The organism is Arthrobacter sp. 01T419 (assembly GCF_056398865.1).
Genome location: NZ_JBFTQF010000005.1, coordinates 307,795 through 331,312, shown reverse-complemented (window position 1 = coordinate 331,312; position 23,518 = coordinate 307,795). Strand labels below are relative to the sequence as shown.

The 23,518-nt window shown below is 61.7% G+C and carries 24 protein-coding genes; 11 read left to right on the top strand and 13 right to left on the bottom strand.

Annotation, left to right across the window (positions count from 1 at the left end):
• Position 1 precedes the first annotated feature (1 nt).
• The 3 genes from AC1DLO_RS10605 to AC1DLO_RS10595 are packed head-to-tail and all read right to left on the bottom strand — an operon-like array spanning position 2 to position 3,810.
• The gene (locus AC1DLO_RS10605; RefSeq protein ID WP_476889713.1) at positions 2-1,075 is read right to left on the bottom strand and encodes an alpha/beta hydrolase; all 1,074 of its coding nucleotides are present in this window, start codon (positions 1,073-1,075) and stop codon (positions 2-4) included.
• Entirely contained in the window at positions 1,072-2,118 is a 1,047-nt protein-coding gene (locus tag AC1DLO_RS10600) for an alpha/beta hydrolase (protein ID WP_476889712.1), read from the bottom strand. Before AC1DLO_RS10600 ends, AC1DLO_RS10605 begins: the two co-directional genes overlap by 4 nt.
• A 9-nt stretch (positions 2,119-2,127) precedes the next feature.
• Positions 2,128-3,810: an FAD-binding dehydrogenase gene (locus tag AC1DLO_RS10595; RefSeq protein WP_476889711.1), complete on the bottom strand. Its 1,683-nt coding sequence runs from the start codon at positions 3,808-3,810 to the stop codon at positions 2,128-2,130.
• A gap of 68 nt (positions 3,811-3,878) precedes the next feature.
• On the opposite strand from AC1DLO_RS10595, the gene AC1DLO_RS10590 reads away from it, so the two are divergent.
• Positions 3,879-4,946, top strand: coding sequence for a quinone-dependent dihydroorotate dehydrogenase (locus AC1DLO_RS10590; RefSeq protein WP_476889710.1), 1,068 nt, complete (start codon positions 3,879-3,881; stop codon positions 4,944-4,946).
• A 101-nt stretch (positions 4,947-5,047) separates the two neighbouring features.
• Here the strand turns inward: AC1DLO_RS10590 and AC1DLO_RS10585 are convergent, their stop codons facing one another.
• Complete coding sequence (locus AC1DLO_RS10585) at positions 5,048-5,647, bottom strand: DUF3043 domain-containing protein (protein ID WP_395796624.1); 600 nt, start codon at positions 5,645-5,647, stop codon at positions 5,048-5,050.
• A 121-nt stretch (positions 5,648-5,768) separates the two neighbouring features.
• Between AC1DLO_RS10585 and AC1DLO_RS10580 the strand changes: the two genes are divergently transcribed.
• From AC1DLO_RS10580 to AC1DLO_RS10560, 5 genes are all read left to right on the top strand, one after another.
• Positions 5,769-7,196: a M20/M25/M40 family metallo-hydrolase gene (locus AC1DLO_RS10580; protein WP_476889709.1), complete on the top strand. Its 1,428-nt coding sequence runs from the start codon at positions 5,769-5,771 to the stop codon at positions 7,194-7,196.
• Between the two features lie 204 nt (positions 7,197-7,400).
• Positions 7,401-7,787: a HesB/IscA family protein gene (locus tag AC1DLO_RS10575; RefSeq protein ID WP_059390004.1), complete on the top strand. Its 387-nt coding sequence runs from the start codon at positions 7,401-7,403 to the stop codon at positions 7,785-7,787.
• A gap of 183 nt (positions 7,788-7,970) precedes the next feature.
• A complete protein-coding gene (gene ctaC, locus AC1DLO_RS10570) occupies positions 7,971-8,843 on the top strand; it encodes an aa3-type cytochrome oxidase subunit II (RefSeq protein WP_476889708.1) in 873 nt (290 codons plus the stop codon).
• 10 nt (positions 8,844-8,853) lie between these two features.
• Entirely contained in the window at positions 8,854-10,572 is a 1,719-nt protein-coding gene (gene ctaD, locus AC1DLO_RS10565) for an aa3-type cytochrome oxidase subunit I (protein ID WP_184735142.1), read from the top strand.
• Complete coding sequence (locus AC1DLO_RS10560; protein ID WP_184735144.1) at positions 10,569-10,970, top strand: cytochrome c oxidase subunit 4; 402 nt, start codon at positions 10,569-10,571, stop codon at positions 10,968-10,970. The genes ctaD and AC1DLO_RS10560 overlap by 4 nt, the downstream gene beginning before the upstream one ends.
• Before the next feature lie 114 nt (positions 10,971-11,084).
• Here AC1DLO_RS10560 and AC1DLO_RS10555 read toward each other — a convergent pair whose 3' ends face one another.
• Positions 11,085-11,378, bottom strand: a complete 294-nt coding sequence (locus AC1DLO_RS10555) for an HPr family phosphocarrier protein (RefSeq protein WP_476889707.1) — start codon at positions 11,376-11,378, stop codon at positions 11,085-11,087.
• Positions 11,379-11,543: 165 nt separating this feature from the next.
• Between AC1DLO_RS10555 and AC1DLO_RS10550 the strand changes: the two genes are divergently transcribed.
• Positions 11,544-12,335, top strand: a complete 792-nt coding sequence (locus AC1DLO_RS10550; protein WP_476889706.1) for a GntR family transcriptional regulator — start codon at positions 11,544-11,546, stop codon at positions 12,333-12,335.
• A gap of 100 nt (positions 12,336-12,435) precedes the next feature.
• On the opposite strand, the gene qcrB is transcribed toward AC1DLO_RS10550, so the two are convergent.
• The 4 genes from qcrB to ctaE all read right to left on the bottom strand — a co-directional run bounded on the left by qcrB (position 12,436) and on the right by ctaE (position 16,771).
• Positions 12,436-14,109 (bottom strand): cytochrome bc1 complex cytochrome b subunit, encoded by a 1,674-nt coding sequence (qcrB, locus tag AC1DLO_RS10545; RefSeq protein ID WP_184735149.1) that lies wholly within the window; start codon positions 14,107-14,109, stop codon positions 12,436-12,438.
• Positions 14,087-15,157 (bottom strand): cytochrome bc1 complex Rieske iron-sulfur subunit, encoded by a 1,071-nt coding sequence (gene qcrA, locus AC1DLO_RS10540; RefSeq protein WP_184735151.1) that lies wholly within the window; start codon positions 15,155-15,157, stop codon positions 14,087-14,089. Before qcrA ends, qcrB begins: the two co-directional genes overlap by 23 nt.
• A gap of 98 nt (positions 15,158-15,255) precedes the next feature.
• On the bottom strand, positions 15,256-16,044 hold the full coding sequence (qcrC, locus tag AC1DLO_RS10535) for a cytochrome bc1 complex diheme cytochrome c subunit (protein ID WP_184735153.1): 789 nt from the start codon (positions 16,042-16,044) through the stop codon (positions 15,256-15,258).
• Positions 16,045-16,132: 88 nt separating this feature from the next.
• Positions 16,133-16,771 carry an aa3-type cytochrome oxidase subunit III gene (gene ctaE / locus AC1DLO_RS10530; RefSeq protein ID WP_461836758.1) on the bottom strand — a complete coding sequence of 213 codons (639 nt, stop codon included), beginning with the start codon at positions 16,769-16,771 and terminating at the stop codon, positions 16,133-16,135.
• Positions 16,772-16,919: 148 nt separating this feature from the next.
• On the opposite strand from ctaE, the gene trpD reads away from it, so the two are divergent.
• On the top strand, positions 16,920-17,978 hold the full coding sequence (trpD, locus tag AC1DLO_RS10525) for an anthranilate phosphoribosyltransferase (protein WP_476889705.1): 1,059 nt from the start codon (positions 16,920-16,922) through the stop codon (positions 17,976-17,978).
• 27 nt (positions 17,979-18,005) lie between these two features.
• Here the strand turns inward: trpD and AC1DLO_RS10520 are convergent, their stop codons facing one another.
• Entirely contained in the window at positions 18,006-18,287 is a 282-nt protein-coding gene (locus tag AC1DLO_RS10520) for an Lrp/AsnC family transcriptional regulator (RefSeq protein WP_078108932.1), read from the bottom strand.
• A 76-nt stretch (positions 18,288-18,363) separates the two neighbouring features.
• Positions 18,364-18,762: a DUF3054 domain-containing protein gene (locus AC1DLO_RS10515; RefSeq protein ID WP_476889704.1), complete on the bottom strand. Its 399-nt coding sequence runs from the start codon at positions 18,760-18,762 to the stop codon at positions 18,364-18,366.
• A gap of 152 nt (positions 18,763-18,914) precedes the next feature.
• Here AC1DLO_RS10515 and AC1DLO_RS10510 point away from each other — a divergent pair, with 152 nt between their 5' ends.
• Complete coding sequence (locus tag AC1DLO_RS10510; RefSeq protein ID WP_476889703.1) at positions 18,915-19,289, top strand: VOC family protein; 375 nt, start codon at positions 18,915-18,917, stop codon at positions 19,287-19,289.
• 8 nt (positions 19,290-19,297) lie between these two features.
• On the opposite strand, the gene AC1DLO_RS10505 is transcribed toward AC1DLO_RS10510, so the two are convergent.
• Entirely contained in the window at positions 19,298-19,960 is a 663-nt protein-coding gene (locus tag AC1DLO_RS10505; RefSeq protein WP_476889702.1) for a LysE family translocator, read from the bottom strand.
• A gap of 116 nt (positions 19,961-20,076) precedes the next feature.
• Here AC1DLO_RS10505 and AC1DLO_RS10500 point away from each other — a divergent pair, with 116 nt between their 5' ends.
• On the top strand, positions 20,077-20,496 hold the full coding sequence (locus AC1DLO_RS10500; protein WP_184735167.1) for a VOC family protein: 420 nt from the start codon (positions 20,077-20,079) through the stop codon (positions 20,494-20,496).
• A gap of 8 nt (positions 20,497-20,504) precedes the next feature.
• On the opposite strand, the gene AC1DLO_RS10495 is transcribed toward AC1DLO_RS10500, so the two are convergent.
• Complete coding sequence (locus AC1DLO_RS10495) at positions 20,505-21,377, bottom strand: SGNH/GDSL hydrolase family protein (protein WP_476889701.1); 873 nt, start codon at positions 21,375-21,377, stop codon at positions 20,505-20,507.
• 159 nt (positions 21,378-21,536) lie between these two features.
• Between AC1DLO_RS10495 and AC1DLO_RS10490 the strand changes: the two genes are divergently transcribed.
• Positions 21,537-23,513 carry an APC family permease gene (locus AC1DLO_RS10490; protein ID WP_476889700.1) on the top strand — a complete coding sequence of 659 codons (1,977 nt, stop codon included), beginning with the start codon at positions 21,537-21,539 and terminating at the stop codon, positions 23,511-23,513.
• Positions 23,514-23,518: the final 5 nt, after the last annotated feature.

Here is a 23,518-nt window from a genome sequence, read left to right as displayed (position 1 = left end):
GTCAGTCCGGATAGGAAGCCAGCCAGATAGCGACGTCCCTGTAAGCCTGTTGCCGGACCGTACGCCGTGACAGGAACACGTCATGGAGGGCGCCAGGATAGCGGAACACCGCTGTCCGCCTTCCAAGTCCCAGGGCCCGGCGGGCAGTCTGCTCAACATCGATCACGGCGTCGACGCGCATGAGTTCCGCGCTCCATTCGGCCTGGATCCGGGTGCGCCCGGAAAGCAGCACAAGCACCGGAGCGTCGATACTGAGTTTGCGTTCGACGGCGGCATGGCCCGCCAGGACCGCTTTGGTCCACCCTGCCCGTATTGGGAAAGAAGCCCGCGGTCGCCACTCGGGGTCGAGGGTCCATTCCCCGTGGGCCAGATTGCTGACGCTCTCCCAGTAGGCCGGCATCTCCGGGAAACGGAAAGGCCGCTTGGGGTCGGTACGCGCAAACGGTTCCACCACGTGCATCGCGATGCTGCGGATCAAGCTGCTGCCCTGAAGTTCCAGCCAGGGGGAGTTTAGCGTCAGCGTGGCAATGCGGCCGGGGTTCCGATCAGCCCACAGGGACGCAATCAGGCCGCCGAGGGAGTGCGCCACTAAGTGAAGGGTGGGCACCTCCGAATTACCGGTCCGCTCAGCAACGTCCTGGTGTATTGCATGCAATGCGGCGTCGAGGTCTTCGTCATAGACCGACAGGTCGGTGGTGTAGCCCGGAGTCTGGCCCGGCCGCAGGCTCCGCCCGAACTTACGCAGGTCAAGGGCATAGAAATGAAATCCCGAGGCACCCAGGAAATCTGCCAGTTCGGTCTGCATGAAGTAGTCGGCCCAGCCGTGGATATACAGCACCACCCTTGGCGGACCCTCCGTGGCGGGAACTTCCCGCCGGCGTCGGCGTCTGGTGAAGGCCGTCAAGGCGTCAAGAAGGCCGTGGGGCACCGACTGGGCGGCCGCTGGACGGACGTGCCGGACAAGGGTGGCGCAAACAGGCCCTTCTTCGTCTGGTGGAAGTTCCAATTCCAAGGCTTCGAAACCGGGGCCCAAATAGTCTTGTTGCCATACGGGCAACCCCAGCTCCGTGGTCATGGCATTCCCCCCGGGTCTCCAAATTTGTGGTTTGCCGAGTAGTCCGGGCCCGGCCCGCTGGAAATGTATCCGTGAATCCAGCGCGCAAGCCGGGCGTAGGCATCGGCGCGCACCGGGCCGGCTGAAAGGAACACATCGTGCAGGCCGCCGTCCACCCGTTCCAACGTGACGGTGCGGCCAAGAGTCATTGCGCGGACAGCCATGGTGTTGACGTCCAGGACAGCGTCCGAACGCCTCATCGACTCCTGCCAGACCATGCCGTTCGCGCTAGCTCCAGAGATCAGCACCAGGATCGGAATGTCTATTCTCAGCCCGCGGGCCACCCTCGTGTGTCCGCTGAGAACCGCACTGAGCCAGCCAGCCCGCATAGGGAAGGCCAAAGGTGGGCGCAATTTTGGATCGAGGAGCCATTCACCCTCGGCCGAGCTGCTGATGCTGCGGAAATAGAAGCCGCGTTCAGGCAGACGAAGGATTGTCTTGGGCCGGAACCGCGCGAGCGGCTTCACCATGGTCTGCGCGGCGCGGCGGACCACGGAACTTCCGTGCATTTCAAGCCACGGGCTATTGAGGATGAGGTATTGGACGGAGCCGGGATGGCTGCTGACCCACAAAGCCGCCACAAGGCCCCCGGTGGAATGCCCCATGAGGGTCAAGGAGCCGGGTTCCTGACCACGCTGCTCCGCGGAACGGATCATGTCGATGGCCTTGCCGATCTCGGCGTCGTAGTCGTTCAGGTGCTCAACGTAACCGCCGGGCCTGTCCGCTTGCAGGCTGCGGCCATGGTTGTGCATGTCCAGCGCGTAGAAATGGAAGCCTTGTTCCGTCCAAAACTCTGCCAGGGCGACATTGAAAAAGTAGTCGCTCCAGCCGTGCAGGAAGAGCACCGAACGATTGGCCGGCGGGGGAGAACCACCCGGGCTGCCGGCGCCCTGGCGCGGGACATGACGGACGAGCGTCGCGCGCCGGACAACTCCATCAGGTCCAGCCGCCTCGAATGCGCAACTTTCGAAGTCCGCACCGAGGATATCGGTCTGCCACTCCATGGGAACAGCTTAGACACTCGCCGCGGCATCGTGCCCGGCTGCACGCCCGGAGAACAGGCACCCGCCAAGGAACGTCCCTTCCAATGCCCGGTAGCCGTGGATTCCGCCGCCGCCGAAGCCAGCAGCCTCGCCCGCCGCATACAGGCCCGGGACGGGAACTCCGGAATCGTCAAGGACTCGTGAACGAAGGTCCGTCTGAAGTCCTCCAAGGCTCTTCCGTGTCAACACCGAGAGCCGGACAGCAAGGAGTGGTCCGTGCTTCGGGTCGGTGAGCCGGCGCGGAGGGACCACACGCATGATCTTGTCGGTGGCGAAACGCCGGGCCGCCCGGATAGCGGCCAGCTGCGGATCCTTGCCCAGCCCGCTCGCCACTTGCAGGTCCCGATCGCGGATGAGTGCATCGAGCTGCACGGGATCTATCAGCGCTGAACCCGTCAGCGCATTCATTTTCGCCGCGAGTTCCACGGCCGTTGCGGCCTCCAGGAAATCCATGCCACGGTCCAGGAAGATCCGCAACGGGGAATCACTGCCAGGCTTGAGCCTGGAAACAAGGAGCCGTATGTCCTTGCCTGTGAGATCCGGGTTCTGCTCTGAACCTGACAAGGCGAATTCCTTCAGCGCGATGGTCCGATTGCAAACGAACCACGAATGTCCGTATCCGCTCGCCAGGATATGCCTGAGGGCGCCCAAGGAATCGAAGCCCGGAAAGAGCGGAGCGGGCAGTTGCCGTCCTTTAGCGTCAATCCACAGTGAGGATGGACCGGGCAGGATGCGGATGCCGTGCAAGGGCCACACGGGGGAGTGGTTGTGGATGCCTTCTGGGTAGTGCCACATGCGGTCACCGTTGATGAGCCCTCCGCCAGCGGCAGCGGCGGCAGCAAGGAACTCGCCATCGGCGGATGCGGGCACGCCGCTCAGCATGTGCTCCGGCGCGTCACCGTCGGGCCATTGCTTCCTCACCATTGCATGATTTCCACCAATTCCGCCGGTGGTGACGATGACCGCTCCGGCAGTCGCCTCAAAGCCCCCGACGACGGTGCGCGACGACGCTTCACCGCGTCCGGCGTCGGACGCCTCAAGAATTTCGCCGCGGGCCCCGGTGACGCGGCCCGCCGTCGTCGTTAGTTCGGTGGCGCGATGCCGGAAGTGGAGGGATATCCTTCCGTGCGCCACGCCTTCGTTGACCTTTGCCAGGAACGGTTGCACGAGGCCGGGGCCGGTGCCCCAGGTGACGTGGAACCGCGGGACCGTGTTGCCATGGCCTTGGGGGCCGTAGCCGCCCCGTTCGGCCCACTGCACCAGCGGAAAGAACCGCACGCCGAGGGACTTCAGCCACCGGCGCTTCTCACCGGCGGCAAAATCCACGTAGGCTTCCGCCCAAAGCCGGGCCCAGGAGTCCTCCGGCCGGTCAAAGGCTGCGGACGCCAACCAGTCACTCAAGGCGAGTTCGGGGCTGTCCCTGACGCCCAGCCTTCGCTGTTCAGGAGAGTTGACCAGGAACAGCCCACCGAAAGACCAATGCGCCTGGCCACCCACGGAGGCCTCGGGCTCTTGGTCCAGCACGGCAACCCGCTTGCCCTGGGCGTAGGCCTGGGCCGCCGCCACCAGTCCTGACAGTCCCGCGCCAATAACGACGACCTCGGCCTCAATAATCGCCTTGGAGTGAACTCCATCACCTGGATTGCTTGGCATTCGTACATGCTACCGCCCGGTATCCGCTCGGGTTTGGTGCGCGACCCGTAAACCGGAAAACTAGGAACATGCGCGTTTACCCCACATTCTTCAAGCTGGCCTTCTCCTGGATGGATGCCGAAAAAGCCCACAAGATCGGCTTCCAGGCGATCCGTTTTGCACACCGCTCGGGAGCGGGGCGCGTTCTGGCCAAAATGACGGCACCACACCCCTCGCTGCGCACGGAAGCCTTCGGCTTGACCTTCCCCTCGCCGTTCGGCCTCGCCGCCGGTTTCGACAAGGAAGGCCACGGAATCGAAGCCCTCGCCGAATTGGGGTTCGGGCACGTGGAAGTAGGCACCATCACGGGCCAGGCCCAGCCGGGCAATGAGAAGCCGCGGCTTTTCCGCCTCGTCGAGGACAAGGCCGTGATCAACCGCATGGGCTTCAACAACGACGGCGCGGCCGCCGTCGCCCCGCGGCTCAAGGCTGCGCGGGCGGCCCTGCAACGTACGCATTCCGGAGTTCGCCCTGTGATTGGTGTCAACATCGGGAAAACCAAGATTGTTGAGCTTGACGACGCGGTTGAGGACTATCTGGTCAGCGCCCGCAGCCTGGCGCCCGCGGCCGACTATCTTGTGGTCAACGTCAGCTCGCCGAACACTCCCGGCCTGCGCCTGCTCCAGAATGTCGAGACCCTCCGCCCACTGCTTCGCGCCGTCGGAGATGCCGCCGACGAATCTGCTGGCCGCCATGTACCGCTGTTGGTCAAGATCGCCCCGGACCTCAGCGACGACGACATTGACGACGTCGCCCGCCTCGCGATGGACCTTAAACTCGATGGCATCATCGCCACCAACACCACCATCGGCCGGGAAGGCCTGGTGTCCGAGCCGGGCAAGGTGGAGGCCTGCGGCGCCGGTGGGCTCTCCGGCGCGCCCCTCAAGGAGCGCTCGCTCGAAGTGCTGCGTCGGCTGAAGGCCGCGGTAGGAGAGGGTCTGGTGCTCGTCGCCGTCGGCGGGGTGCAGTCGGCGGCCGACGTCCAGGAAAGGCTCGACGCAGGGGCCACCCTCGTGCAGGGCTACACCGCGTTCCTCTACGAAGGTCCGTTCTGGGCGGCCGGTATCAACAAGGGGCTTGCCAAGGAGCGCCGCTAGCCAGGCACGTGGATGACCGAGTGCGGAAGAGCAGAAAGACCCTGGAACAGCTGTTCCAGGGTCTTTCTGCTTAGTCGGACTGTCCTTGGTGGTTTGCGGCCCTAGGAGGGGTACTGGCCACGCTGGACCTGCGGCTTTGGAAGGCGCAGGCGGCGGAACTGCAGCGATCGCATGCTGCCGTACCAGACGGTGCCTCGCTCGACGTCGCCGAACTTCTGCGTCAGGCCCTTGCGCAGCTTGCGGGACAGGATGAACACGTCCGCGAAGACCGCCAGGAACATCACCCAGAATCCGATCAGGATATAGCTGAGGGCGTCGCTTCCTGAAGGAATGATGAAGGAGATGACCACGAACAGCAGGGCACCGAACATCAAGTACTCACCCAGGCTGAAACGGGCATCGACGTAGTCGCGGGCGAAACGCTTTTGGGGTCCCTTGTCGCGCAGCGGCAGGTATTTTTCATCACCGGTGTCCAGTGCCTGGCGCATTTTTTGGCGCTGGTCCTGCACGGCGATGCGCTCGGCCTCCTTGGAGGCCTTACGGTCTGTTGGCACCAGGGGGCGCTTCCGTGCCGCTTCCTGTTCCTTGCGCTTGGGTGTGGGTGCGCCTTTACCAGCACCTGCACCTTTCGCGGCGGCATCGGCGGCAAGCTGGTCTACTGAGTCTTGAGCGCTCGGCTCATCCTTTTTACGTCCAAACACCCCTACAGAATACCCCGCAGGACCCCTCCCGAAGTCGACGTCACGTGCGGCCGCGTGAATGAACCCGCCACACCGTCCATACCTGTTCCCCAGCATCACTCCCACCGGTAGTGTTTTCGGCATGACTTCAATGAATGCGGAGATCCCGCAGGCCCTTTCCGGCGGCTCCGGCACGATCAATGTCGACGCGCTGAGGACCGCCGTCGAGTCTTCTTTTGACGAGACCATGGCGCGTCTGAAAGCGCTCGTTGCCATTCCGGGGATTGCCTGGCCTAGTTTTGACCCGGCGGAGCTTGACAGGAGCGCGGAGGCCGTTGCGGCACTGGTCCGCGAGTCAGGTTTCGCCGACGTCCAGATTCTGCGCTGCGACAAGACCGACGGCACCCCGGGCGGACCTGCGATTGTGGCGCGGCGCGTTGCCGCTCCGGGCAAAGCGACGATCCTGTTGTACGCACACCACGATGTGCAGCCGCCGGGCGACGTAAGCCTTTGGGACACCGAGCCGTTCGTGGCCCAGGAACGTGACGGCCGCCTTTATGGCCGTGGCGCAGCCGACGACAAAGCGGGAATCATGGCCCACTTGGGAGCGTACGCCGCCGTAACCCAGGTGTTGGGAGATGATTTCGGTCTCGGCGTCACCCTGTTCTTCGAGGGCGAGGAAGAAGCGGGCTCGCCAACCTTCCGCACTTTCCTCGAAACACATCGCGATCTCCTCGAAGCGAACGTCATCGTCGTGGCTGACTCCAGCAATTGGAAGGTCGGCGTCCCAGCCCTGACAACCAGTCTCCGTGGCTTGGTGGACGGCACCTTCGAGGTGCGGGTCCTCGACCACGCCGTGCACTCCGGCATGTTCGGTGGTCCAGTATTGGATGCGCCGACTCTCTTGTCCCGCCTGATCGCGACCTTGCACGACGACGACGGCAACGTGGCCATCGAGGGCTTGGTTGCCAAGGACGACGTCGTAGAGGACGTTGACGAGGAACAATACCGTGCGGATGCCTCTGTGCTTGATGGAGTGCGGCTTGCCGGCAGCGGGAGCATCGCATCACGCCTATGGACTAAGCCTGCCTTGTCCATCATCGGTATCGATGCACCCGCCGTCGACGTCGCGTCCAATACGCTCCTCCCCTCCGCGCGCGCGAAGTTCAGCCTGCGCTTGGCGCCCGGACAAGATCCGGACGCCGCCATGGACGCAATGGGAAGGCACCTTGCGGCCCACGCGCCGTTTGGAGCGAAAGTGACGTTCGTGCCGGGGGAGCGGGGCAACGCCTTCTCTACCGACACTGGCTCGGCTGCTGCGCGGATCGCGATGTGGGCGCTGGGTGAATCCTGGGGGGTGCCCGCCGTTGAGATGGGGATCGGTGGTTCCATACCGTTCATCGCGGACCTGACGGAAACCTACCCCGATGTCCAGATCCTGGTGACGGGGGTCGAGGACCCGGATTCCCGGGCCCACAGCGCCAACGAATCACTTCACATAGGTGACTTCCGCAACGCAGTCCTGGCCGAGGCACTGATGCTGGCCCGCCTGAACACGGAAGGCCTCTGACGCGCCACATCCCTCAGGTGTCCCTACGGACGACCAGGGAACAAGATCCACGGTCGGGAACAAGGTAAGGGTCCGGCCGGTTACGTTAGAAGTTATAGCTATGCGCCGGCTCGACGTAGCATGTAGCTATAACCCGCACGTATTTGGGTAAGGGCAGGCAGCGCGAAGGCGCAGCCGCCAAGAGCTTCATAAGAAGGTAGGCCAATGAGCACTGCAACCAACGAAAACAGCACCGGAGCGCAGCTCGCGGGCGGCGAGCTTCCCGAGCACGAGGTCAAGTTGACCGATGTCGCCGCCGGCAAGGTCCGGAGCCTTCTTGAGCAAGAAGGTCGCACAGACCTGCGGCTCCGCGTCGCTGTTCAGCCGGGCGGCTGCTCGGGCCTGATCTACCAGCTCTACTTCGACGAGCGCCTGCTCGACGGCGATGCCGTCCGCGACTACGACGGCGTTGAAGTAGTTGTCGACAAGATGAGCGTGCCATACCTGAGCGGTGCCAGCATCGACTTCGAGGACACTATCTCGAAGCAGGGCTTTACCATCGACAACCCCAACGCCGGCGGGTCCTGTGCCTGCGGCGATTCGTTCCACTAACCCGGGCATTCGCAGACTGTTGGCCCAGTTCAGGAACGGGTTTCAATCCGCCCCGACGCACTGGGCCAGCATGTCGGCGAAAACCGCTCGGTAGCGGTAAGCTCTACATCGGGTAGTAAAACTTTAGTGTGCCCGGTGGGCCTTTGGTCTGCCGGGCTGCAGCAACAAGAGGAAGGGCCGTCTGTGAGTTCGCAGAACCGAACCGGCAGCCGACGCATAAAGATCACCTCGATCACTGGCTTGGCACTAGCCGGCGCGTTGGTTTTGACCGGATGTTCACCAGAGGTAGAGAAGGGCTGGTTGCCCACTGAACGTGGCACCACCAACCACACCGATCGGATCATGGACCTCTGGGTCAACTCATGGATCGCCGCCCTGGCCGTCGGCATCATTACTTGGGGCCTGCTGGTCTGGTGCATCATCGCCTACCGCCGCCGCAAGGGGACCACGGGTTTCCCCAAACAGCTTAGCTACAACCTCCCTCTGGAGGTCTTTTATTTGACCATTCCGCTGTTCATGGTCTTGGTGTTCTTCTACTTCACCGACCAGGACCAGCGTGCAATTGATGACCGCTCCCAGCCGGCCGACGTCGTCGTTGACGTCCGTGGCAAGCAGTGGGCCTGGGACTTCAACTATGTCAAAGGCTCGGTCGTCAGTGAGGACCTTCACGAAGCAGGCGTCCAGGCGCACCTCACAGGCAACGATGTGGACAAGGACAAGCTCCCCACGTTGTACCTTCCGGTCAACAAGTCGGTTGACCTGGAGCTGAACTCCCGCGACGTCATTCACTCTTTCTGGGTCCCCGCCTTCCTGCAGAAGCGCGACATGATTCCCGGCAAGACCAACTACATCAGGTTGACCCCGACCAAAGAGGGAACCTATGACGGCAAGTGCGCCGAACTTTGCGGTGAATACCACTCAGAGATGCTGTTCCGCGTGAAGGTCGTTTCCGAGGCTGAGTTCCAGGCTCACATGGATCAGCTTCGCCAGAGCGGCAACACCGGTCTTCTCGATTCGAAGTACGACCGCAACCCGAACCTGAACGAGAAGAATTAAGGGAAGCGACGTGGCTACTTACACTCAATCCGCCGGAGTCCTTGAGTCTCCGGTAGTACCGAAATCCAAGGGACGCATCGTCGTCAACTGGATCACCTCCACGGACCACAAGACCATCGGGTACATGTACCTGATCGCGTCCTTTGTGTTCTTCTGCCTGGGCGGCGTCATGGCGCTGCTCATCCGTGCAGAGCTGTTCGAGCCCGGCATGCAGATCCTGCAGACCAAGGAACAGTACAACCAGCTCTTCACGATGCACGGCACCGTCATGCTCCTGATGTTTGCGACCCCGTTGTTCGCCGGCTTCGCCAACGTCATCATGCCGCTCCAGATCGGCGCCCCTGACGTTGCCTTCCCCCGACTGAACGCGCTGGCCTTCTGGTTCTTCCTCTTCGGCTCCACCATCGCCGTGTCTGGCTTCATCACCCCGCAGGGTGCGGCATCATTCGGCTGGTTCGCCTATGCGCCGTTGTCGAACACGACATTTACTCCGGGGGTCGGCGGCGATCTCTGGGTCTTCGGCCTCGCACTGTCCGGCTTCGGAACCATCCTGGGTGCTGTCAACTTCATCACCACGATCATCTGCATGCGCGCTCCGGGCATGACGATGTGGCGCATGCCGATCTTCACTTGGAACACGCTGGTCACTGCCATCTTGGTCCTCATGGCCTTCCCGCCGCTCGCCGCTGCGCTCTTCGCACTTGGTGCCGACCGCCGTTTCGGCGCCCACATCTTCGATCCGGAGAACGGCGGAGCTGTCCTCTGGCAGCACCTGTTCTGGTTCTTCGGCCACCCCGAGGTGTACATCATTGCCTTGCCGTTCTTCGGCATTGTTTCCGAGATCTTCCCGGTATTCAGCCGCAAGCCGATCTTCGGCTACAAGGGTCTGGTCTACGCGACGATCGCCATTGCGGCCTTGTCGGTGACCGTGTGGGCTCACCACATGTATGTCACAGGATCCGTGCTGCTTCCGTTCTTCTCCTTCATGACGATGCTGATCGCGGTACCCACCGGCGTGAAGTTCTTCAACTGGATCGGAACGCTGTGGCAAGGCTCGATTACCTTTGAAACGCCCATGCTCTGGAGCATCGGCTTCCTGGTCACCTTCCTCTTCGGTGGTCTGACCGGCATCATCCTGGCGTCTCCGCCGCTCGACTTCCACGTTTCGGACTCGTACTTCGTGGTGGCGCACTTCCACTACGTGGTCTTCGGTACGGTGGTGTTCGCCATGTTTGCGGGCTTCTACTTCTGGTGGCCCAAGTGGACCGGCAAGATGCTCAACGAACGCCTGGGCAAGATCCACTTCTGGCTCCTGTTCCTGGGTTTCCACGGCACCTTCCTCATCCAGCACTGGCTCGGCGTCGAGGGCATGCCCCGCCGTTACGCGGACTACATGCCGCAGGACAACTTCACCTGGATGAACCAGTTCTCCACGATTTCCTCCTTCGTCCTTGGAGCGTCGCTCCTGCCCTTCTTCTGGAACGTCTACATCACGTGGCGCAGCAACAAGAAGGTTGAAGTTGACGATCCCTGGGGCTTCGGCGCCTCGCTTGAGTGGGCTACGTCTTGCCCGCCGCCGCGGCATAACTTCACTTCGCTTCCCCGTATCCGTTCCGAGCGTCCGGCCCTGGATCTGCACCACCCGGAGCTCGCACAGCACCACACAGCACAGACGCCTGAGCCGGCAGCAACACTGCTCGGCAATGCTGATCAGAAGGACGCCAAGTGAAGATCGAATCATGGATTTTTGGTGCCGGGAGCTTCTTCTTCGTCCCGGTTGCGCTGGCCTACGGTTTCCTGACCCACTGGTCTGAGTGGGTTGGCACCCTGGGTATCCTCCTAGTTGGTGGCCTGGCCGGCATGATCGGCGCTTACCTCGGTTTCACCGGCAAGCGCGTCGGCATGCGTCCGGAAGACCGCCCTGACGCCGAGATCCACGAAGGCGCCGGTGAGCAGGGACACTTCAGCCCTTGGAGCTGGTGGCCGCTGGTCCTTGGCTTGGCTTGTGCTGGTGGCTTCCTTGGTCTCGCAGTTGGATTCTGGATTACGTTCGTCGCCGCTGGCCTGGCTCTCGTAGCCCTGGTTGGCTGGGTTTTTGAATACAGCCGCGGAGATCACGCACACTAGTAGTACCTGAAACAACGACGGCGGGCCCCACCTTGGTGGGGCCCGCCGTCGTTGTTGTGCCCGGATAGGCTCGCCGGCTACACCGTCCGAACCGAGTGTCCGCGCTTGGTGGCTTCAGCGCCCTTCTACGGCCTCCAGGACGGCCGAAAGGGCTGCCAGGGCATCGTTGACCTCTTCAAGGGTTCGACCAGCTGGCAGCGCTTCTCCAGGGACGGAAAGAACCACCTCGCAGCCATGGCCGAAGTCCTCGGTCATGACCTCAAGCAGGGACCTGGCATCGACCGCCTGCTGGCCGGGCTTCCGGATGGTCACCGGAAGGCCTGTGGCCGTCACTGCACGGACAAACACGGCGGCTGCCCGCGCATGGAGACCTATCTCTGCGGCGACGATGGCTTTGTGCTCGGGCAAACCGGCTCCTTTGACTCGGACGGCCAAGATGCCGACTGCGATTTTGATCCCTACAAGCGTAGCGCCGCCACAGGAGCCCACCGTTCGCAATGTCCAGCTGGTCTAGACCTGCAGGGAGATTGGCCTACGCTTGTTTCATGGAAGATTTCTTGGCCGGAGACCGTCATGCCTGCTGAAGCGGCACGTATCGCGGGGGAGATCGACCGCAAGAACGGCACTCCCATCTACGTACAACTGCGCGAAATCCTCCGCAGCTACATCTCGGAGTCCTGCAAGCCCGGTGCTGCGTTGCCGTCGGAACGAGACCTCTCCGAACGTTTCGGACTTGCCAGGATGACGGTGCGGCAGGCCATTGATGCCCTCGTCGGCGAGGAGGTCATTGAGCGTGTGGTTGGCCTGGGAACTTTCGTCCGCAAACCGAAGCTGGATCTCCAAGTAAAGCTCACGTCGTACAGTGAGGAAATGCAACGCCGCGGCATGGTTCCGGCGGCGAAGGTTTTGAGCTTTGAGCAGATTGCCGCGAGTGCCTTCCTGGCGCGGGAACTCCAACTAGAGGAGGGCACTCCGTTGGTTCGCTTCAGGCGACTCCTGCTCGCCGACAATGAGCCTATGAGCGTCGATGAGAACTTCATCCCTGCCCACCGCGTTCCCGGCCTTTTGGACGAAGCGCCCCCCACCTCGCTCTACAACGTGTTGAGCGAAAAGTACGGGCTCGTTATGGAATGGGGCGAGGACATGATCGAAGCAACGGCAGCTTCGCCATCTACTGCCCGGCTCTTGAACGTGGATGTCGGCACTCCGCTGCTCAAGATTCAGCGTCACGCTTTCGTCGCACGCGCCATGGTGGACTACTCCGTGTCCTACTACAGGGCTGACCGGTACAAGTTGTGGGTCCCCTTGCAGCGCCCAGGCGTTCGGTCCACCCGAAGCCAATCCACGGGGTACCGCAACCACTAGCCGCAAAGTGTCGTGCCGTGCTTCACCAGCCCATACACACAATGAGGGAGGGCCCCGTCCGCGTGCGGACGGGGCCCTCCCTCATTACTATCGCCGAGAGCTAGTGGCTCAGGCTCTTGTGCTCTTCGCCGGACTCGATGGCCTCATGGTGGCCATGCCCGTGTGCGGCTTCAAGCTCAGCTGGCGTTGCCGGAGCAACACGGTCTTCGAAGAACCACTTGGAAAGAGCGGCGCGGCGCTTTTCCTTCGGGGTAACCACGCCGTGCTCGTTCGGCTCAGCCGGCAGCGGGACGGGTGACTCGAAGCCTACGAGCTTGTAGTGCTTGTAATCGTCCAAAGGTGCATGCACCTCGATGAACTCGCCGTGCGGCAAGCGCACGATGCGACCCGTCTCGCGGCCGTGCAGGGCGATCTCGCGGTCCTTGCGCTGCAGCGCAAGAGCCACGCGCTTGGCAACCATGAATGCAATGATCGGGCCAAGGAAGAAGAGCGTGCGCAGCCAGTACGTGACGTCGTTCAGGGCAACGTGGAAGTGGGTCGCAATGAGGTCCGAGCCTGCAGCGGCCCACATGACGCAGTACCAAGTGAACCCTGCGACACCGATTGCGGTGCGGGTTGGGGCATTACGGGGCCGGTCGAGGACGTGGTGCTCGCGGTTGTCCTTGGTGATCCACCGTTCAATCCACGGGTACATGAAGAGCACCGTGAAAATGATGCCGGCAGGAACCAATGCTGGGAGGAGGACATTCAGCGTCAGCACGTGGCCGAAGATGATGTACTCGAAGTGGAAGTCGTTGACGACACCCGGCATAAGACGCAATGCACCATCGACGAATCCGATGTACCAGTCAGGCTGCGTACCGGCAGACACAGGTGAAGGGTCGTACGGCCCATAGTTCCAGATCGGGTTGATAGTGAACATCGCAGCCATAAGCGCGACAACACCGAACACGATGAAGAAGAAGCCTCCGGCCTTTGCGGCGTAGACCGGGCCCAGCGGGTAGCCAACGACGTTCCCGTCGTTGCGGCCCGGGCCAGGGTACTGCGTGTGCTTGTGGACAACCACCATGAAGAGGTGGATGACGATCATCAGAAGAATCATGGCCGGCACGAGCAGAATGTGAAGCACGTACAGGCGGCCGATGATGGCTGTTCCCGGGAACTCGCCCCCGAAGAGGAAGAACGAGATGTACGTTCCGATCACCGGGATGGACTTGATGACGCCATCGATGATTCGCAGGCCGTTACCTGAGAGCAGGTCGTCGGGGAGGGAGTATCCCGTGAAGCCTTCAGCCATGGCCAGGATCAACAGGACACCACCCACAACCCAGTTCATTTCACGCGGCTTGCGGAAGGCACCCGTGAAGAACACGCGCAGCATATGCACACCAAGCGAAGCCACGAACAGCAGAGCCGCCCAGTGGTGCACCTGGCGGAAGAACAAGCCACCGCGAATGTCGAAGGAAATGTTCAGCGAGGAGCTGTACGCCACGGACATTTCGACATTGGTCAGCGGAGTGTATGAACCCGAGTAATGGGTCTCAGCCATGGACGGGTCAAAGAAGAACGTCAGGAAGGTACCCGACATGAGGAGGATGACAAAGGAATACAGCGCCACCTCACCGAACATGAAGGACCAGTGGTCGGGGAAGACCTTCCGGCCGAATTCACGCAGGATTCCGGATCCGCCGACGCGCTCGTCAACAAAGTCCGTAATCCGGCCAACTTTGGTCTTCGGTGCGAAGGGGACTTCAGCTGTTGATGAGGCGCTCATGCTCGTCACGCTCCCAGTAACTCGGTCCTACAGGTTCTTTGAAGTCGCTCGTGGCTACGAGGTAGCCCTCAGCGTCGACCGCGATGGGCAGCTGGGGGAGCGGACGGCTGGCGGGTCCGAAGACAACCTTGCATTCCTTGGTGAGGTCGAAGGTCGACTGGTGGCACGGGCACAGCAGGTGGTGCGTCTGCTGCTCGTACAAAGCAACCGGGCAACCAACGTGGGTGCAGATCTTGGAGTAGGCAACAATTCCGTTGTAGCTCCAGTTTTCACGGCCCTTGGAGATCGTCAAGTCGTCAGGATTGAGGCGCATGAGCAGGACGACGGCCTTGGCCTTCGCGCTTAGCTTGCCTTCCTGGAGCTCATTAAGGCCTTCCGGGATCACGTGGAACGCAGACCCGATGGTTACATCCGATGCCTTGATCGGAGTTCCGTCGGGATCGCGGGTGAGGCGCTTGAGCTTGCCGTCCTGAGGTGCCCACATGGTGTGTGCGAGCTTGTCGTCCGGGCGGGGGCCAAGGTCACCGAAAACGGCCAAGGCCGGGAGGGGTGCCAGCGCCACAGCACCCAAAAGGGTGTTGCGGATCAGTGGGCGACGCTTGATGCCGGTTTCCTCGACGATGTCCTCGACGATCCGCACGGCGGCCTGCCGGTCTTCCTCGGTACGGATGGCGTGGCGCTCTTCCGATACCTCGTGGTCCGGCATGAGGGCCTTGGCCCAGTGCACGATGCCGGTGCCGATGCCGAGCATCGCGAATGCGGTGCCAAGGCCAAGCAGCAGGTTTTGGGTGCGGATCGTTGCGATCGTGGAGTCTTGCCCAAGATCGATGGCAAAGTACGACACCAGGAAGATCACTGTGCCGACGACGGAGATGCCAAACAGAATGGCTACCTGTCGCTCGGCTCGCTTAGCGGCTCTCGGGTCCGTGTCAGCCAGGCGCAAACGGTGCGGAGGAAGTCCAGGATCCTGGAACTTCTCCACAACATTCTGACCAGCCGTAGCTACGGTGCCCGAGTGGTTCGGACTGCCGTCACTATGGTTGCCCATAATTCGCCTCATCCTTCTCTCGTTGTCCCGGCCGTAACCGGGTTAATGTTCAATTCAAAACTGCTGTGGGGACAGCAGAAGCTTTTGGTGCGTCTGGACTAAGACGTACGCGACGTCAGCCAGATGGTGAAGGCGATGATGACGCCGAGGCCTGCAACCCAGACGAAGAGGCCTTCGGAAACCGGACCCAGCGAACCGAGGTCGGCGCCACCCGGCGAACCGTTGGCTTCGATCTTCTTCAGGAAGGTGATGATGTCGCGCTTGCCCTCAGGAGAAATGTTGGCGTCGTTGAAGACGGGCATGTTCTGCGGACCGGTAGCCATCGCTTCATAGATGTGCTGGCCCGAGACTCCGGCCAGCGCCGGAGCAAACTTTCCGCGGGTCAACGCACCCCCGGCAGCTGCGGCGTTGTGGCACATTGCGCAGTTGACGCGGAAGAGTTCGCCACCTTTGGCGGCATCTCCCTTTTCGTCAAGCAGTGCTGCATCGGGAATAGCCGGGCCGGCGCCGAGCGAAGCGACGTAAGCCGCCAGCTGCTGCGTCTGCTGGTCGTTGAACTGCCTTGGCTTTTCTTGGGCCTGGGGTCCGTTCATCTGCATGGGCATACGGCCGGTGCCAACCTGGAAGTCAACCGCAGCTGCACCCACGCCGACCAGCGAGGGACCGTCTTTGGTTCCGCTAGCGCCCATGCCGTGGCAGGTGGCGCAGTTGGCGGCAAAGAGCTTGCCACCCTCCTGGGCGTCGCTTGCGCTGAAGGTAGTGGTGTCTGCCTTCGCCTGGTTGACCGTTGTGGCAACGGCGTAAAGCCCACCAGTGACGAGGAGTCCCATCAGCAGCAGCGCAATGGCTGCCAGTGGATGACGTCGCTTCTGCGAGAGTGCCTTCACGTGGTGGTTCCTTTATTCGATCCTGCGTCGGCTCCGTGAGCCGCTTCTTGAAAATTCATCCTCTTGTGGAACAAGAGTCAGTGCCGGGCTACTTCAGGACGTAGATGACCAGGAAGAGGCCGATCCACACAACATCCACGAAGTGCCAGTAGTACGAGGTGACGATTGCCGAGGTCGCTTCAAAGTGTCCGAACTTCTTGGCCGCGTACGCACGGCCGATGATGAACAGGAAGGCGATGAGGCCGCCGATGACGTGGAGACCATGGAAGCCGGTTGTGATGTAGAACGAGGAACCGTAGGCGTTGGCCGAAAGGGTGACGTGCTCAGAGACGAGCATGGCGTATTCGGTGGTCTGCCCGGCAACGAAGAAGGAGCCCATGAGGAACGTCAGGATGAACCACTCGTTCATACCCCAGCGCGTGAGCTGCAGCACGCCGCCTCGACGGCGAGGCTCAAGTCGCTCGGCAGCGAAGACGCCCATCTGGCAAGTAAAGGAACTGGCCACAAGGACGATCGTGTTAACAAGCGCAAACGGGAAGTTGAGCTTGCCGGTTTCTTCAGCCCACAACGCACCTGACGTAGAGCGCAGGGTGAAGTACATGGCAAAGAGACCGGCGAAGAACATCAACTCACTGGAAAGCCACACAACGGTTCCAACGGAAACCAGATTGGGGCGATTCAGCGTCGGGTGCGCCGGGGTACTGGGGGCATGGGTCGCAGATGTCACAAGGACATTATGTCTGTAAAAGTCCGGACTTCCCAATGCGAACCGCCTTTTGGGGGGACTTTTTCTACAAACACGCGAATTCGCGCGGAAAAGTTCCCGGGGTGGTTCACATTGGTCATGGAGCAGTGTCGATCGCTAGCATCGAGTGGTGACTTCACAGGCATCTGCACAGCAGGCAAGCAACTCGTGGCCCGGACTCATCTCCGCATTGATCAAGGGGCATGACCTCTCGGTCGAGAACACCGCGTGGGCCATGAACACCATCATGTCCGGGGAAGCCGCTCCTTCCCAGATTGCTGGCTTCCTCGTTGCCCTGCGCGCCAAAGGGGAAACCGTGGAGGAAGTCACCGGACTGGTCGAGGCGATGCTTTCCAACGCCAATCCCGTGAGTATCCCCGGCGAAAAGCTGGACATCGTGGGCACCGGCGGCGATCAGCTCAACACCGTCAATATCTCCACCATGGCTGCACTTGTGGCCGCGGGCGCGGGCGCGCGCGTCGTGAAGCACGGGAACCGGGCGGCGTCGTCGTCGTCAGGCTCCGCGGATGTCCTGGAAGCCCTTGGCGTCAGGCTCGACTTGCCAATCGAGCGCGTTGCCCGCAACGCCGAAGAGGCCGGAATCACTTTCTGTTTCGCGCAGGTATTCCACCCGTCATTCCGGCATACCGGAGTTGTGCGGGCGGAACTCGGCATCCCCACGGCATTCAATTTCCTGGGACCGATGACCAACCCGGCCCATGTCCAGGCTTCCGCCGTTGGGGTGGCCAACGCCACCATGGCGCCGCTGATCGCGGGGGTCCTGGCACGCCGGGGGAGCCGCGGACTGGTGTTCCGCGGAGAAGACGGCCTGGACGAACTGACCACCACGGGTCCATCCACCGTATGGGAAATCAGGAGTGGGACAGTCTCCGAACAGCTGTTCTCGCCGGCTGACCTTGGGATCGCCAAGGCAACCGTCGCAGATCTCCGGGGCGGCAACGCCGTGGCGAATGCCGCCGTCGTGCGTGAAGTACTGGATGGGAAGCCGGGTCCGGTCCGCGATGCCGTGTTGCTCAATGCCGCTGCCGGCCTGGTTGCCTTCGATACTTCCGCCGACGGACCGTTCCTGGACCGCATGAAGGCGGCCTGGCTGCGGGCCGCCGAGTCCATTGACTCTGGAGCAGCTGCCCGCGTGCTGGATACGTGGGTCGGACTCACTCAAGACTGAGCTGGCAACGCGACAGGGTATCGGCCTTTACTGCTCGAAGCCCAAGGAAAATGCTGCGTCCAGATCATGCTGGGAGTAGGCCCGGAAAGCGATGTGTGTGGTGGTGTGAACCACTGCAGGAACCTTGGAAAGCTTGTCTGCGATGACGTCCGCCAGCTCCTCATGCTTAGCGACACGTGCCACGGCAATAAGGTCCCATTCTCCTGTGACGGAGTAGACCTCGCTGATGCCCTGGATGGCGGAAATCTCCTCGGCCGTCTCCGGGATACGTGAAGCGTCGGTCTTGATCAGGACGAAAGCGGTGATCACTGGGGGCGGCCTTTCCGAAGTGCAGCAGTGGACGATGCAAGCCTAGTGCATAGGCCCTGGTCTCAGGCCTGAAGGCTCAGAGCTGACGGTTCCGTCGACGTGCACGGGTCACGAGGGCGACCACGGCGCGGTAGCCAAGCAGCAGGATTGCCAAGCTGATCAAAGCAACGATGATGAAAGCAAGCACCACAGTCTGGCCGGTGATTGCGCGCAAAAGCATGCCCCCGGTCACGGTTCCGATCCACACAGCGACGCCGGACGGCCAGGTTGCGAAAGGCGCCCGCCAGATCCTCGCGGAGGCCCACGCTATCGCGGCACCGGCAAGAAACGGCCAGGCCGTGGAAAAGACCCCGGAAAGAACATCGGCGCGCTGGTGTGCGTCCCGGCCAACGGCAGCGAATACCAGAATGAGAACGGCATCGGCGAGAGCGGCGATGAAGGCAGTCCCGAGGAGGGCGGGTTTTGCAGCAGGCATGGAAACGACCATATCCCGCACGCAAGCCGAACTCGAACCGAAGTCTTCCGGTTTTGGAACCAACGCCGGACCAAAAGCCTTGAACCTGAGCCCTGCGGCGCGGAAGATGTGGCTACCAAACGTAAAGCGAAGCCAGTCCCTGGAGGTAAGGAATGAGGTTGATCCAGGTTGCCCAGCGGGCGGTTGACCTCGACCGGGCATCTGCGTTCTACTCGCGGCTCTTGGGCAGCGAGCCGACGGGAAAATTCGATCCGCCCGGCCTCTTGTTCTTCGATCTCGACGGCGTTCGGCTCCTGCTGGATAAGGGCGCTCCGACCTCGCTGATTTATCTGGACGTGGCGGACGTCAGGTCCGCGATTGAAGAGATCCGTGCTTCAGGAGCCAAGGTCGTGCAGGAACCGCAGCTCATCTACAGCCACGTTGACGGGAGCCTTGGACCTGCTGGAACCGATGAATGGATGGCGTTCATCAAGGACAGCGAAGGCAACACGGTGGGACTCGTCGGCCGCGAGCCAAGGGCGAGTTAGCGGAAGGGTCAATTCCGGTCTGTGGCGATTTTGGCCGCGAACCCGATGAGTACGACGCCGGCGATGCGGTCGGTGACCTTGCTCACCGCAGGCGATTGGAGCCATCTCCGGGCAAAATGGGTTGCCGCGATGATGCCCGCGAACCACAGGATGCCTTCAACGCTGTGGACGGTAGGCAGAAGTATGCCCATCAACAACGGCGGAGCATCTGGCGGCAAGAACTGCGGGATCATCGCCATGTAGAACACTCCTACTTTCGGATTCAGAAGGCTGCACGTGATGCCGGTGAGCCATGAAGAACGTCCGATTGGCGGCCGGTGTTGCCCCGTTGCCTCAGCGATGGCTGGAGCAACATCCGAAGCTGAGGCCCGTGGCACTCGCCGGAAACTCTTGATCAGCATGGACAGGCCCAGCCAAGCCATATATGCGGCGCCTGCCAATTTGAGGACCAGAAACGCCTCCTGCGAAGCGGCGAGCAAAGCAGAGGCGCCGACCGCGGCAGCAACGCCCCAGACCATCGTGCCCGTGCAAATTCCTCCGGCTGCAGCGAAGGCCGGAACCCGGCCTTGGCTGATTGCAGTGCGCAGCACAAGGACCGTGTCCATTCCTGGAATGATCGTCAGCAGCGCGGCGACGGCGGCGAAGGAAGCCAAAGCCGTGGGGATGGTCATGCTCTATGGTAGCCAGCCGCCGTCGGGCAAATTGACTGTGGATGCTGTCGGCCGGCGCTGTTAGCATGACGAAAAGGTAGCTGATCGCGCTGCCACGAACACTGAGGAGCCACGTAATGACCACGAACCTCAACCCCTACATCAGCTTTCGGGACAATGCCAAGGAGGCCATGGCCTTCTACAAGTCGGTCTTCGGCGGCGAGTTGACCCAGAGCACCTTCGCGGAGTTCCACGCCAGTGAAGATCCCGCCGAAAGCGAAAAAATAATGCACTCGGCACTCAAGACGGACAATGGACTGCTGCTCATGGCTGCAGACACTCCCAACAGCATGGACTACAGCCCCGGCAACAACATTTCGGTGTCCCTCAGCGGAGACGACGAAGCCGAGCTTCGCGGCTATTGGGACGGACTGGCCGACGGGGGAACGGTCACTGTACCGATGGAAAAGGCGCCATGGGGCGACATTTTCGGAATGGTGACGGATAAGTTCGGCATTGCGTGGCTCGTCAACGTCTCGGGGGAGCAGCCCCAGTAATGCAAGCTCTAAGGTAGCGGCTGGTTTGGTACAGCAGCGCTGCCCTCCCACCCAGCTGTAAAAACAGGTCCGGCCTCCGGTCGCTTTGCCACCAGAGACTGGACCGGCGCCCGGTGGGTGATCCTGCGCAGCACCCACGGAGCCAAATACTCCCTCGCCCAGATGATGTCGTCGGTCCTGGCCTCTCTCCAACTGCTTGGGGGCAATGTCTTGGGTTCAAAAGGCCGGAGCGAGTTCTCGACATTGAGGGAATCCAAAACCATCAGCGCCACTGTGTGGTGTCCTAGTGGCGAGAAATGCAATCGATCCGGATCCCACATTGCAGGATTTGCCAACTGTTGCAGCGCCCAAAGATCTGCAACCACTCCGTCGTAGCGGCTGGCAATGGTCCGGAGGTTTTCGTTGAAGATGGCGACTTTGCGGCGGTTATGCCTCAAAACGGGGGTCGAACCCCAATCCGGACCAGCGAAAAGCACAACCGTGGCCCCAGAGGACGCCAGCTCTCCGACGGCGGGGTCCAAATCATTCGCCAACCTGTCGGGATCGCTTCCGCGGAAGACCAAGTCATTTCCCCCTGCCGAAAGTGTTACCAGGTCAGGCCGCAATGCCATCGCCGCTCCCAGCTGGTGGTCTAGTATCTGGCGTAACAAGAGACCACGGACCGCAAGGTTGGCATACGTGAAACCCGGATGGCCTACGCTGAGTTCTTCCGCAACGCGGTCTGCCCAACCTCGGAGGCCGCCTGGATTGCGAGGTTCAGGATCGCCTACTCCTTCCGTGAAGGAGTCTCCGATTGCCACGTATCGATTCCACGGGTGCAGGCCCTGGCGCGCAGTCGCGGGGCGGCCAGGTTCGGTATGCACCTGGCTGGAATCGCTCATGGTCTCATACTGACCCTCGTTCAGCCGCCGCACCAGACAAAGCCCGGAACCACCGCAAAGATTCCGTCAAGATCACCCGGGATCGCGCTTCCCGGTATGCCCGCGGTGCTAACGTCGGCCTTAATGGGGCAGCACTTCGCATCTGGCGAAAGGGCACGAATGACCAGCATGAGCAGACCGCCTGCGGATCCGTCCGCGCCCCCTCCAGGGACCAAGGAAGCTCTCAGGACATGGCTACTGCTGGGTCTCCAGGATTCCAAAGGCTCACATCAAGGCCCGGGCGGGGTACTTGCCTCGCAGGAAAAGCCGCACTCCTGGTGGCGGGTGATGTGTCTGACCGGCGTAGACTACTTCTCCACCCTGGGCTATCAGCCCGCCATCGCCGCACTCGCGGCCGGGGTGATTTCGCCCTTGGCCACTTTGGTGCTGGTCGCAGTCACGTTATTCGGGGCGCTTCCGGTCTACCGCCGTGTGGCGGGTGAGAGCCATCGGGGCGAAGGTTCCATCGCCATGCTTGAGCGTTTGCTTCCCCGATGGGGCGGCAAGCTTTTCGTCCTGGTCCTGTTGGGTTTCGCGGCCACGGATTTCCTTATCACCATGACCCTTTCCGCGGCGGATGCCTCGGCGCACCTCGTTCAGAATCCATTTATCCCGGGCTGGATGCAGGGTCAGAACCTCATCATCACTTTGATTCTCCTTGCGCTTCTGGGCGCCGTCTTCCTCAGGGGATTCAAAGAGGCCATCGGGGTGGCTGTGGCGTTGGTGGCCATTTACCTGGCCCTGAACGTCGTCGTGGTTGCGTCAAGCATTCTTGAGGTGCTCTCCCGACCTCGCGCCATTGGCGACTGGTGGGTTGCCCTATCCACGTCCCATGGAAACCCGCTCATGGCGATCGGCATAGCGCTTCTTGTCTTCCCAAAACTTGCGCTCGGCCTCTCAGGCTTCGAAACCGGGGTGGCCGTCATGCCGCAAATCCGGGGTTACGGATCCGACACTGAAGATCACCCCACCGGTCGGATCCAAGGCGCCCGCAGGCTCTTGACGACGGCTGCCATGATCATGAGCTGTTTCCTCATCACGAGTAGTTTCACCACCGTGGTCCTCATTCCTGAGCAGGAATTCCTGCCGGGCGGGCAAGCCAACGGCCGCGCCCTGGCTTTCCTCGCCCATGAATACCTCGGGTCCGGGTTCGGTAGCGTGTACGATGTCAGTACCATTGCCATCCTCTGGTTCGCAGGGGCATCAGCCATGGCGGGGCTGTTGAATCTCGTCCCGCGGTACCTGCCGCGCTACGGCATGGCCCCCGAGTGGACCAGGGCAGTGCGGCCTCTGGTGCTGGTCTTCACCCTCATTGGGTTCCTGGTCACCTACCTTTTCAACGCCGACGTCGACGCCCAAGGCGGCGCCTACGCGACAGGCGTGCTCGTGTTGATGACTTCGGCGGCAGTCGCGGTGACTTTGTCGGCCCGCCGCCACCAACAACACAAACGAACCCTGGGATTCGGGATCATCGCAGTCGTATTTATCTACACCACAGTTGCCAATATCTTCGAACGGCCTGAGGGGATAAGGATCGCGGCGTTTTTCATCGCCGGCATTGTGCTGATCTCATTGCTCTCCCGGATCATGCGTTCTTTCGAACTGCACGCAACCCATGTCCGGCTCGACGCGAAAGCACTTGAGTTCATTACCGCCAACGACACCGGGCCGATCGGTATCATCGCTCACGAGCCTCTCCGGATGACCGCTGCCGACTACAGGAACAAACTCGATTCCGCCATGGCAGTCAGTCACCTTCCCGATGACTATCCTGCTGTTTTCCTCGAGGTCACGGTAGATGATTCTTCGGACTTTGAAACTGCGTTGGAAGTACATGGTCTCTACCGGCACGGCTATTCGGTGTTGGAGGTTCACGGCCCGGTGGTCCCCAATACGATCGCTTCGGTTCTGTTGCATATCCGTGATGTCACCGGTCTGATGCCGCATATCTACTTCCGCTGGACGGAAGGGAACCCCGTGATCAATCTCCTGAAGTTCCTCTTCCTGGGGGAAGGTGAAATAGCTCCGGTGACGCGCGAGGTATTGCGTCAGGCTGAACCGGAGGTCACCCGTCGCCCGTGGGTTCACGTTGGTTAGTGGAG